Origin of the sequence: Enterobacter cloacae complex sp. 2015409 (assembly GCF_041365315.1) — a bacterium.
Taxonomy (GTDB): Bacteria; Pseudomonadota; Gammaproteobacteria; order Enterobacterales; family Enterobacteriaceae; genus Enterobacter; species Enterobacter pseudoroggenkampii.
The window spans coordinates 2,085,661-2,097,484 of the sequence record NZ_JBFTVM010000001.1 but is presented as its reverse complement, the minus strand read 5'-3'; the positions used below and the strand labels follow the sequence as shown (position 1 = coordinate 2,097,484).

9 protein-coding genes are annotated in these 11,824 nt (G+C 54.4%); 3 read left to right on the top strand and 6 right to left on the bottom strand.

All coding sequences use genetic code 11. The annotated features are described in order from the left end of the window. Nucleotides 1–163: 163 nt before the first annotated feature. Both ACDO57_RS10280 and ACDO57_RS10275 read left to right on the top strand, forming a co-directional pair. On the top strand, nucleotides 164–715 hold the full coding sequence (locus ACDO57_RS10280) for a YcbK family protein (RefSeq protein ID WP_023335137.1): 552 nt from the start codon (nucleotides 164–166) through the stop codon (nucleotides 713–715). Between the two features lie 20 nt (nucleotides 716–735). Further along, on the top strand, nucleotides 736–1,383 hold the full coding sequence (locus ACDO57_RS10275; protein ID WP_370883927.1) for an MBL fold metallo-hydrolase: 648 nt from the start codon (nucleotides 736–738) through the stop codon (nucleotides 1,381–1,383). Between the two features lie 50 nt (nucleotides 1,384–1,433). On the opposite strand, the gene aspC is transcribed toward ACDO57_RS10275, so the two are convergent. The 4 genes from aspC to pncB all read right to left on the bottom strand — a co-directional run bounded on the left by aspC (nucleotide 1,434) and on the right by pncB (nucleotide 7,345). Further along, entirely contained in the window at nucleotides 1,434–2,624 is a 1,191-nt protein-coding gene (gene aspC, locus ACDO57_RS10270; protein ID WP_033145106.1) for an aspartate transaminase, read from the bottom strand. Between the two features lie 184 nt (nucleotides 2,625–2,808). Further along, nucleotides 2,809–3,969, bottom strand: coding sequence for a porin (locus tag ACDO57_RS10265; RefSeq protein WP_282439303.1), 1,161 nt, complete (start codon nucleotides 3,967–3,969; stop codon nucleotides 2,809–2,811). Between the two features lie 606 nt (nucleotides 3,970–4,575). Next, entirely contained in the window at nucleotides 4,576–5,976 is a 1,401-nt protein-coding gene (asnS, locus tag ACDO57_RS10260) for an asparagine--tRNA ligase (protein WP_024907781.1), read from the bottom strand. 166 nt (nucleotides 5,977–6,142) lie between these two features. Then, the gene (gene pncB / locus ACDO57_RS10255; protein ID WP_048991015.1) at nucleotides 6,143–7,345 is read right to left on the bottom strand and encodes a nicotinate phosphoribosyltransferase; all 1,203 of its coding nucleotides are present in this window, start codon (nucleotides 7,343–7,345) and stop codon (nucleotides 6,143–6,145) included. A 254-nt stretch (nucleotides 7,346–7,599) separates the two neighbouring features. On the opposite strand from pncB, the gene pepN reads away from it, so the two are divergent. Then, complete coding sequence (gene pepN, locus ACDO57_RS10250; protein WP_370883926.1) at nucleotides 7,600–10,212, top strand: aminopeptidase N; 2,613 nt, start codon at nucleotides 7,600–7,602, stop codon at nucleotides 10,210–10,212. A 48-nt stretch (nucleotides 10,213–10,260) separates the two neighbouring features. Here pepN and ssuB read toward each other — a convergent pair whose 3' ends face one another. Together ssuB and ssuC are read right to left on the bottom strand one after the other, a co-directional pair. Further along, a complete protein-coding gene (ssuB, locus tag ACDO57_RS10245; RefSeq protein WP_024907778.1) occupies nucleotides 10,261–11,031 on the bottom strand; it encodes an aliphatic sulfonates ABC transporter ATP-binding protein in 771 nt (256 codons plus the stop codon). Next, nucleotides 11,028–11,819, bottom strand: a complete 792-nt coding sequence (gene ssuC, locus ACDO57_RS10240; RefSeq protein ID WP_024907777.1) for an aliphatic sulfonate ABC transporter permease SsuC — start codon at nucleotides 11,817–11,819, stop codon at nucleotides 11,028–11,030. Before ssuC ends, ssuB begins: the two co-directional genes overlap by 4 nt. Between the last annotated feature and the right edge of the window lie 5 nt (nucleotides 11,820–11,824).

Genomic DNA, 11,824 nt, shown 5'->3' with positions numbered 1-11,824 from the left:
CGGGAAAAATGATTGTCGTAAGTTATGGTGAATAAGCGGCTATATCGCCGCAAGCCGCGTATTCACTGGGGTTGGGCGCCTTGACGTACCTGGTTTTGCCAGTTATGGTGCCCTTCGTGCGCTAAGCATATTACGATTTCTTTTACCTGTAGACCTGATTATCATGGACAAATTTGACGCTAATCGCCGCAAACTGCTGGCGTTAGGTGGCGTTGCGCTCGGCGCAGCGGCCATCCTGCCGACGCCAGCATTTGCCACCCTCTCGACACCTCGTCCGCGAGTTTTAACGCTCAACAATCTTCATACCGGTGAGTCGCTAAAAGCGGAGTTTTTCGATGGCAGAGGCTATATTCAGGATGAATTAGCAAGACTTAACCATTTTTTCCGTGATTTCCGCGCGAATAAAATAAAAGCCATCGATCCTGGACTGTTTGATCAGATTTTCCGCCTTCAGGGCCTGCTGGGCACCAGCAAGCCGGTGCAGCTCATTTCTGGCTATCGCTCGATTGATACCAACAATGAACTGCGCGCCCACAGTCGCGGGGTAGCGAAAAAAAGCTATCACACGAAGGGACAGGCAATGGATTTCCATATTGAAGGCGTTTCGTTAGCCAATATTCGCAAAGCTGCGTTATCTATGCGCGCAGGTGGTGTAGGATATTACCCCAGCAGCAACTTTGTGCATATTGATACCGGTCCGGTTCGGCACTGGTAATAACGAAACACAGGAGCAGTATGAACTATCGTATTATTCCGGTTACCGCGTTCTCCCAGAATTGTTCACTCATTTGGTGCGAACAGACTAAACTGGCCGCGCTTGTCGATCCCGGCGGTGACGCTGAGAAGATCAAGCAGGAAGTCGCCGACAGTGGCGTGACGCTCATGCAGATTTTACTGACGCATGGTCACCTCGACCATGTGGGCGCAGCGGCTGAACTGGCTGAACACTACGGCGTGCCGATTGTCGGTCCGGAAAAAGAAGATGAGTTCTGGCTGCAGGGATTACCTGCCCAAAGCCGCATGTTTGGCCTTGATGAGTGTCAGCCCCTGACGCCCGATCGCTGGCTGAACGACGGAGAGCGCGTTAACGTAGGGAATGTGACTTTACAGGTGTTGCATTGTCCTGGACATACGCCAGGCCATATTGCCTTCTTTGATGACCAGTCTCGTCTGCTGATTTCCGGCGATGTGATTTTCAAAGGTGGCGTAGGACGCAGTGATTTTCCTCGCGGCGATCACGGGCAGCTGATTCGGTCGATTAAACAGAAGCTATTGCCACTGGGTGATGATGTGACGTTTATTCCTGGACACGGTCCGATGTCGACGCTGGGCTATGAACGGCTCCATAACCCGTTCCTTCAGGATGAAATGCCTGTCTGGTAACCCGAATAAAAAAAAGCCTGCATAACGCAGGCTTTTTTTATGGGCGCAAATTACAGTACGGCGACAATCGCTTCGCACAGTGGCGCCATGTTGTCAGGCGTCATGCCTGCAACGTTCACGCGGCCAGAGGCCACGGCGTACACGCCAAACTCTTCACGCAGACGCAGAACCTGCTCTTTGGTCAGGCCGCTGAACGAGAACATGCCGTTCTGTTTGATGATAAAGCTGAAGTCGCGGTCTGCGCCTTTCTCAGCCAGGGTGTTCACAAACAGCAGGCGCATGCGCTGAATACGCTGACGCATATCGTTCAGCTCTTGTTCCCAGATAGCGCGCAGCGCATCGTTGCTCAGGATAGTGGCAACAACAGACGCACCGTGTGCCGGTGGGTTAGAGTAGTTAGCGCGGATAACCGATTTCATCTGGCTGAACGCACGATCGACGGTCTCTTCGTTAGCAGCAACCAGCGTACAGGCACCCACACGCTCATTGTACAGACCGAAGTTCTTGGAATAGGAGCTAGCGACAATCAGCTCCTGATGCACGGCTGCGAACGCGCGCAGGCCTTCGGCATCTTCTTCCAGACCACGGGCGAAGCCCTGGTAGGCAAAGTCAAACAGCGGCAGCCAGCCTTTTTCTACGGACAGCTTCGCGAGGTGTTGCCACTGCTCAAGCGTCGGATCGATACCGGTTGGGTTGTGGCAGCAGCCGTGGAACAGCACCACGTCACCTGCCTGCGCTTCGCTCAGGCTCGCCAGCAGGCCGTCAAAGTCGAGAGAGTGGTTTGCCGCGTCGTAGTAGGCGTATTCACGCACTTCCAGACCCGCAGAGTTAAAAACGCTCTTGTGGTTAGGCCAGCTTGGGTTGCTTACCCATACGCGCTTAACAGAGGTGTTTTTCGCAAGGAAATCCGCCGCCACGCGCAGCGCACCGGTACCGCCCGGAGTCTGTGCTGTACGGGCACGTTTGTCACTCACAATTGCGCTGCCTTTACCGAACAGCAGCTCCTGGGTACAGCGACCAAATTCAGGGATACCATCAATACCGAGGTAGTTTTTGGTGGTTTCGTTTTCCAGCAGATACTGCTCAGCTTTCTTGACGCTGGTCAGTACCGGAGTTTTGCCGGTTTCATCTTTATATACACCAATACCCAGGTTGATTTTGCCAGGGCGGTCGTCGGCACGAAACAGATCGGCCAGGCCCAGAATAGGGTCGGCAGGAGCGGCGGTAATGTTCTCAAACATGACGAAGTTCCATTGTGATTACAGAAGTGAAATCCGCTATCAGGTTAACGGTAGATTTACAAAATGCCAACCGTTTGCGACGAAAAGCGTGCGGCTTTTCAAAAGTCGCCATTATTTTCTATCACACATAAAAAAACAGGGCCGAAGCCCTGTTCATTAAGCATATAACAAAGTGGTGTTCTGATTAGAACTGGTAAACGATACCAACCGCAGCCTGGTCGTCAGTTGCCAGCTTAGCAGATTCAGAGTAGGCATTGTCGTCCAGCAGGTTGAATTTGTACGCGGCGTACACGTTCATGTTCTTGTTGAAGTAGTACCAGGTACCCACTTCGATGTATTTCACCAGGTCAGCATCGCCACCGGTGAAGGTTCCGCGTGCTTTCAGGTCCTTACCTTTAGACTGGACGTAGCCCAGGGATGGACGCAGACCGAAGTCGAACTGGTACTGAACAACGGCTTCGATGTTCTGAGTTTTGTTCGCGAAGTTGTTATCAGCTTCACGCGTCATGTTAGTGGTTTCAGCATACTGAACCGCTGCATAAATGTTATTCGCATCGTATTTCGCAGCAGTAGACCATGCTTCAGCACGATCGCCGCCTGCGCTTGCCCAGTCAGCGGAATTGCCAGCGGCAACCTGCTCGTTGGTACGGTCAGCAGTTTCATAGCCCGCTGCCAGTGCGAAACCTTCGCCCAGTTCGTACTGAACAGAGGAGCTGAAGCCGTCGCCATTAGCTTTAGCGCCGTTACCGCCACGACCAACGTTGATCAGCTGACCATCGTCGGTATAAGTTGCAGCAACAGCATTGCTGCGCTCGTTTTTACCCTGATACTGAAGGGCAAAGCTCAGGCCATCAACCAGACCGAAGAAGTTTTTGTTACGGTAGGTCAGCAGGCCAGAAGAACGACCGTTCATGAAGTTATCCGTTGCAACCCATGAGTCGCCGCCCCATTCTACCAGCATATCGGTATACGCTGCCGCGTCATAGATAGCGCCGTAGTTACGACCGTAGTCCAGAGAACCCGCGTCGCCGAAGTTCAGACCAGCAAATGCCAGACGGGTTTTAGTACCCTGAGAACCTTCTGCGTTAGACGCGTCCATGTTGTATTCCCACTGACCGTAACCAGTAATCTGGTCGTTGATCTGGGTTTCACCTTTGAAACCGATACGGGCATAGGTGGTATCTTCGTTGCTGGATTTACCGTTAGTGGTCCAGATGTGCTCACCTACAGCTTTACCGTAGAAGTCCAGCTTGTTAGCGTTTTTGTTATAGATTTCTGCAGCGTTAGCTGCACCAGCTACCAGCAGAGCAGGGATAACCACTGCCAGAATATTGCGCTTCATCATTATTTATTACCCTCATTGGTTTTTTTATGACACTCGCCACTGCCGTCAATAAATTCTGTCAATAAATATTTCCGGAACTATTGATGAGAGTTTGGTGTCTTTATGTATCTGACAGGCATCTTTCCATTCGGCGAAGCGTTTCGCTAGCCTGAAAGTGCTACAATTCTCAAGATTAAGTAACCGAAAGAAAATATGTGTAACTAAATATGTATTTTTGGGAACTTTGTGAACCACCTCAAACTTCAGAGTGCCCTGGCGAATTAAGCGACAGGACATATCCTATATATATGAATTCCTTATGATTAATTGAGATAACGGCGATTCATATAAACAGAGGCTAAACGACTCAGTTTTTCTTATGACCCCAGAAAGCCTTCTGGATGGCTGTAAAAGTGGTTGAAATTTGTGCTAACGCTTGAGGATGTAATAATCGCAATAAGAATGGGGTTTATTTTTTGTGGCTGAATATTTCGCGGAAACAAAACGTAACAGGTAGTGGTTGTGACGGGGTGAAGGTTTAAAGATGCTGACTTTGCGCTGACGAAAACTGACAATGCAGAATAAAATAATGGCCAGCACAGGCTGGCCATTTTAGTTTTTTACCGATTAGAAGCTGGCGTTACGTGGTGTACGTGGGAATGGAATCACGTCGCGAACGTTCTGAACTCCGGTAACGTAGGCGATCAGACGCTCGAAGCCGAGACCAAAACCGGCGTGCGGTACGGTACCGTAACGACGCAGATCGCGGTACCAGCTGTAGTCAGCTGGGTTGAGCCCCATCTCTTCCATACGCGCGTCCAGCACGTCAAGACGCTCTTCACGCTGAGAGCCACCGATGATTTCACCGATGCCCGGCGCCAGGACGTCCATCGCTGCCACGGTTTTACCGTCTTCGTTAAGGCGCATATAGAAGGCCTTAATGTCTTTCGGGTAGTTTTTAACGACAACCGGCGCTTTGAAATGTTTCTCGGCCAGATAGCGTTCGTGTTCAGACGCCAGGTCAACGCCCCAGTAAACCGGGTTCTCGAACGTCTCACCGCATTTCTCGAGGATCGCCACCGCGTCGGTATAGTCCACCTGCGCAAAGTCGGCAGACACAAAACGCTCCAGACGCGCCACAGCATCGCTGTCTACGCGTTCTGCGAAGAATTTCATGTCGTCAGGACGCTCTTCCAGCACCGCTTTGAATACATACTTCAGCATCGCTTCCGCCAGACCCGCAACATCGTCCAGGTCGGCGAACGCCACTTCCGGCTCCAGCATCCAGAATTCCGCCAGGTGACGGCTGGTGTTGGAGTTTTCGGCACGGAAGGTTGGGCCAAAGGTGTAGATCTTAGACAGCGCACAGGCGTACGTTTCGCCGTTGAGCTGACCGGATACCGTCAGGAAAGCTTCTTTACCAAAGAAGTCTTTGTCATAGTCCACTTTACCTTCCGGCGTGCGCGGCAGGTTTTCCATGTCCAGCGTCGAGACGCGGAACATCTCACCCGCACCTTCTGTGTCGGACGCGGTGATCAGCGGGGTAGACACCCAGAAGTAACCCTGCTCGTCGAAGAAACGATGCAGCGCCTGCGCCAGCGTATGACGCACGCGCGCCACCGCACCAATCAGGTTGGTACGTGGACGCAGGTGCGCCACTTCACGCAGGTATTCAATGCTGTGACGTTTTGCTGCCATCGGGTAGGTATCCGGATCTTCAACCCAGCCGGTGACTTCAATGGCTGAGGCCTGAATTTCGAAACTCTGGCCCTGGCCCGGGGATGCCACAACCACGCCGGTGACAATAACGGAACAGCCCGTCGTCAGGCGCAGAACGTCATCATTGTAATTGGGCAGAGAATTATTAATGACGGCCTGTACAGGATCAAAGCAGGAACCGTCATAGACGGCAAGGAAGGAGATGCCAGCTTTAGAATCTCGGCGGGTACGCACCCATCCGCGCACGGTGACCTGTTGGTCAACGGCGACACGGCCCTGGAGTACGTCGGCTACAGGCACAACGCTCATAATATTCTCTCTGTTAATAGTCGGAAAAAATAAATACTTGTCCACCCTTATGGGGGGATATCTATGTTACCTGCCATCCGCTATCAGACAAGTAAATTTCGCAGTCAAAAGAGAAGAATTAAGAAATAAATAAGAAGAGGGGAGCCATAAAGGCTCCCGTAAGCGCTTAACTGGCTTTTTTGATCTGAGGAAGATCGAAGGCTTTGCGCAACGCGCGAACAAACGCTTTGTCATGGCAGATGGTTTTGCCCGGGCTGTCGGAGAGCTTCGCCACCGGCTTGCCGTTACATTCCACCAGTTTGATGACAATATTCAGAGGTTTTACCTGAGGAATATCGCAGGTCAGACGGGTTCCGATCCCGAAGCTCAGGTTCACCCGGGTGTTGAAATGGCGATAGAGTTCGACCGCTTTCGCCAGGTCGAGATTATCGGAGAAGACCAGCACCTTGCTCATCGGATCAATGCCGAGTTTCTCGTAATGGGCAATGGCCTTCTCGCCCCATTCAACCGGATCCCCGGAGTCGTGGCGTAATCCCTGGTAACGTTCAGCGAACTCGGGACCAAAGTCGCGCAGGAAGGCATCCATCGTAATACAGTCGGTGAGGGCGATCCCGAGTTGATTCGGGTACTCCTCAAGCCATGCGGCCAGTGCCGCGCGCTGGCTGTTAGCCAGATCGGGGCTGATCTGCTGATGCGCCTGGAACCACTCGTGCGCCTGGGTACCCATTGGCGTCAGGCTAAGGCGACGTGCCAGATCGTAGTTACTGGTGCCTACAAACCACGGCTCCTGCTGAAGACGTTTAACGATGGCCTCCTGAACGTCGCGCGAGAAACGACGACGGGTGCCAAAGTCCATCAGGCGGAAGCGGGACATGTCTAACCCTTCGGTCAGCGTGGAGAAGGCAGCGAGTTTATTTTCCAGCGCGGCGACCGCCTGCTCGACGCCCGTTTCCGGCGAACGGTAGCGGTGAGCCAGTTCGCTGATCACCGCCAGAAGCGGCACTTCCCACATGATCACTTCCCGCCACGGACCTTCAAGGCGAATATCCAGCTTGCCGTTATCGTTAAGCACGGTGACCTGCTCCGGCTTATAGCGGAAATCGCGCAGCCAGTTCAGATAGTCGGCTTTGAAGAAAGGCAGGCCAGAAAGCCACTGATATTCCTCGTCCTGCAGCGTCAGATGCTGCATAGCATTGACCTGTTCACGAATGGCGTCTGCGTAGATACCGAGCAAGTCGTCGCCACGGCAGCGGAATTCCGCCGCGACATGAACGTCATAGTAATGGTGGAAAACGGCTTGCTGCATATGCAGTTTATACGCGTCGGTATCCAGCAACGTATGCAGAACTGGAGAAGCGAATTGAGTCATAGGTGCGCAGTAGCATCCTCTCACAGGAGCGTTTAGTACAATAAACAACTCCGGAGTATACCTTGTTTAGTGATTTATTGAACCCCGATCACAACATAAGCGCGTTTTATGGTCGAGGGCATTTTGTGCCCCGTGTTATACAAATGTAGCAAAAAAAGGTTTTGACCCTGAAAAGATGAACATTCTGCATAGCGCGTTTTGCGCAACAGGAATATATTGAAACGTTACTCGACAAACGATGCATAAGGTTTTCTATGACACAACAGCCACAAGCCAAATACCGCCACGACTACCGTGCGCCGGATTACCTGATTAGCGAAATCGATCTGACTTTTGACCTGGATGCCACTAAAACCGTTGTCACGGCGGTAAGCAAGGTGACGCGCCACAGCGCAACTGCGGTGCCGCTGCGTCTGGATGGTGAAGACCTGACGCTGGTCTCCCTGCATATTAATGATGAAGCCTGGTCAGACTATAAAGAAGAAAACAACCAGCTGGTCATCGACAACCTGCCGGAACAGTTTACGCTGCGCATCGTGAATGAAATCAGCCCGGCCGCCAACACCGCACTGGAAGGGCTTTATCAGTCAGGCGTGGCGCTGTGTACCCAGTGTGAAGCGGAAGGGTTCCGCCACATTACCTGGTATCTTGACCGCCCGGACGTCCTGGCGCGCTTCACCACCAAAATCATCGCCGATAAAACCCTCTATCCCTTTCTGCTCTCCAACGGTAACTGCGTAGGTGAAGGCGAGCTGGAGAATGGCCGTCACTGGGTGCAGTGGCAGGATCCGTTCCCGAAACCGTGCTACCTGTTTGCGCTGGTGGCGGGGGACTTCGACGTGCTGCGTGACACCTTCAAAACGCGCTCAGGCCGTGAGGTGGCGCTGGAGCTGTTTGTTGACCGCGGCAACCTTGACCGCGCGCCGTGGGCGATGACCTCCCTCATCAACTCCATGAAGTGGGACGAGGAGCGCTTCGGCCTCGAATATGATCTCGACATCTATATGATTGTCGCCGTCGATTTCTTCAACATGGGCGCAATGGAGAATAAAGGCCTGAACGTCTTTAATTCCAAATACGTGCTGGCGCGTACCGATACCGCAACGGACAAAGACTACCTCGATATCGAACGCGTCATCGGCCACGAATATTTTCACAACTGGACCGGCAACCGCGTCACCTGCCGCGACTGGTTCCAGCTCAGCCTGAAAGAGGGCCTGACCGTCTTCCGTGACCAGGAGTTCAGCTCCGATCTGGGGTCACGCGCGGTAAACCGCATCAACAACGTGCGTACCATGCGCGGCCTGCAGTTTGCGGAAGATGCCAGCCCAATGGCGCACCCGATCCGTCCGGATAAAGTCATTGAAATGAACAACTTCTACACCCTGACGGTGTATGAGAAAGGCGCTGAAATTATCCGCATGATCCACACCCTGCTGGGTGAAGAGAACTTCCAGAAAGGGATGCAGCTGTACTTTGAGCGTCATGACGGCAGCGCGGCCACCTGCGACGATTTTGTGCAGGCAATGGAAGATGCCTCTAATGTCGATCTCTCTCACTTCCGCCGCTGGTACAGCCAGGCCGGTACGCCGATTGTTACCGTCAAAGACGACTACAATCCGGAAACCGAGCAGTACACGCTGACCATCAGCCAGCGCACGCCGCCGACGGCAGAGCAGGAAGAGAAATACCCGCTGCATATTCCGTTCAGCATTGAGCTGTACGATAACGAAGGCAAAGTCATCCCGCTGCAGAAGGGCGGCCACCCGGTACACAACGTGCTGAACGTGACCCAGGCCGAGCAGACCTTTATCTTCGATAACGTCTACTTCCAGCCGGTGCCTGCGCTGCTGTGTGAATTCTCCGCGCCGGTGAAGCTGGAGTACAAGTGGAGCGATCAGCAGCTGACGTTCCTGATGCGTCACGCGCGTAACGACTTCTCCCGCTGGGATGCCGCACAAAGCCTGCTGGCAACCTACATCAAGCTCAACGTAAACCGCCATCAGCAGGGCCAGCCGCTGTCGCTGCCTGTTCACGTAGCTGACGCGTTCCGCGCGATCCTGCTGGATGAGAAGATTGACCCTGCATTGGCCGCTGAAATTCTGACCCTGCCGTCAGCGACTGAAATCGCCGAGTTGTTCGAGATTATCGATCCGATCGCGATCGTGGCGGTGCGTGAAGCGCTGACCCGTACGCTGGCTGCTGAACTGGCGGACGAGTTCCTCGCCATTTATAACGCCAACAAGCTTGACGCTTATCGCGTTGAGCACGCGGACATTGGTAAACGTTCTCTGCGCAACACCTGCCTGCGCTATCTGGCGTTTGGTGAAACCGAGCTGGCGAACACCCTGGTGAGCAAGCAGTATCACGAGGCGGATAACATGACCGACGCCCTGGCCGCGCTGGGCGCAAGCGTTGCCGCCGAACTGCCGTGCCGCGATGCGCTGATGCAGGAGTACGACGACAAGTGGCATCAGGATGGCCTGGTGATGGACAAGTGGTTCATCCTGCAGGCGACCAGCCCGGCGGCCGATGCACTCAGCAACGTACGCAGCCTGCTGAAGCATCGTTCTTTCACCCTGAGCAACCCAAACCGCGTGCGTTCGCTGATTGGCGCGTTTGCCAGCAGCAACCCGGCGGCGTTCCACGCCGAAGACGGTAGCGGTTATCAGTTCATGGTGGAAATGCTGACCGAGCTGAACAGCCGTAACCCGCAGGTGGCGTCGCGTCTGATTGAGCCGCTGATCCGTCTGAAGCGTTACGATGCGAAGCGTCAGGCGAAGATGCGTGCCGCGCTTGAGCAGCTGAAAGGGCTGGAAAATCTGTCTGGTGATTTGTACGAGAAGATCGCCAAAGCGTTAGCGTAAAATAAGTTAACCCTCCCTCTCCCCGTGGGAGAGGGCCGGGTGAGGGCATCAGGCATTAGCCTTAGCTCGCTGTAACTCTATGCTCCCGCGCTTCATCACTCGATCTAATACCTCAGCTTCGAGCTCCGCCAGTCTTGCTGAGCCCACGCGACGAGGCCGCGGAAGATCCACCGTCAGATCCAGACCTATTTTCCCGTCCTCTATTAACAGCACCCGGTCCGCCATCGCGACGGCTTCGCTCACGTCATGCGTCACCAGCAGTACCGTAAAGCCGTGCGCCTGCCACAGGGATCCAATCAAATCCTGCATTTCGATTCGCGTCAGGGCGTCCAGCGCGCCGAGCGGTTCATCAAGCAGCAGCAGGCCAGGACGGTGAATCAACGCCCGCGCCAGCGCCACGCGCTGCTTCTGCCCACCCGAGAGGGCGGCAGGCCATTCATCGGCTCGATTTTCCAGCCCAACGGCGGCCAGTGCCTGGCGGGCTTCATCCCGCCAGCTGCCCTTAAGACCGAGCCCGACATTGTCGATAACCGTTTTCCACGGCAGCAGCCGCGCGTCCTGAAACATCATGCGGGTATCGTCCTGAATATTCGAAAGCGGCGTTGTTCCTGCCAGAATGTCGCCGCCGTTAGGGGCTTCCAGTCCGGCCAGCAGCCTTAGCAGGGTACTCTTGCCGCCGCCGCTGCGCCCGACAACGGCCACAAATTGTCCGGCGGGAATATGCAGATCCAGCCCGTTAAGAATGGTGTTTTCGCCGTAGCGTTTGGTCACGCCGTTCAGCAGTAACGGTGTTCCCTGGTTCAGTCGTGCAGTATTCATGCTTTCGCCTCCTGAAGGGTGTAGGCCGGGTTCCAGCGCAGCCAGCTGCGCTCCAGCCACTGGGCGCTAACGTCGGCGAGTTTGCCGAGCAGGGCATACAGAATGATGGCAACCACCACCACGTCCGTTTGCAGGAATTCGCGGGCGTTCATCGCCAGGTAACCAATGCCTGAATTGGCCGAGATAGTCTCTGCTACAATCAGCGTCAGCCACATCAGGCCGAGCGCAAAACGCACCCCGACCATAATGGAGGGCAGGGCGCCCGGCAGGATCACGTGTATAAAGAGAGAAAAACCCGATAAGCCGTAGCTGCGCGCCATCTCCACCAGACCGCGATCGATATTGCGGATCCCGTGCCAGGTGTTGATGTAGATCGGGAACAATGTGCCCAGCGCCACGAGGAAGATTTTGGCGCTCTCATCAATCCCAAACCACAGGATAACCAGCGGGATCAGCGCCAGATGCGGCACGTTGCGCAGCATCTGAATAGAGGTATCCAGCAGCCGCTCGCCCCAGCGGGAAAGGCCACTGATCAGGCCCAGAACCAGACCGATGCTGCCGCCGATGGAAAATCCAATCACGGCGCGCCAGGAGCTGATCGCCAGATGCTGCCACAGCTCACCGCTCACGCTCAGCGACCAGAACGCTTCTACGACGCCCTCCGGGGAGGGCAGAATACGGCTCGACAGCCAGCCGGTGGACGACGCGAGCTGCCAGAGTGCCACAATGCCGACGGGTAAAAACCACGGCGCGGCGCGCAGCAGCCATTTATGTGAGGTGGCAGACATGGTCA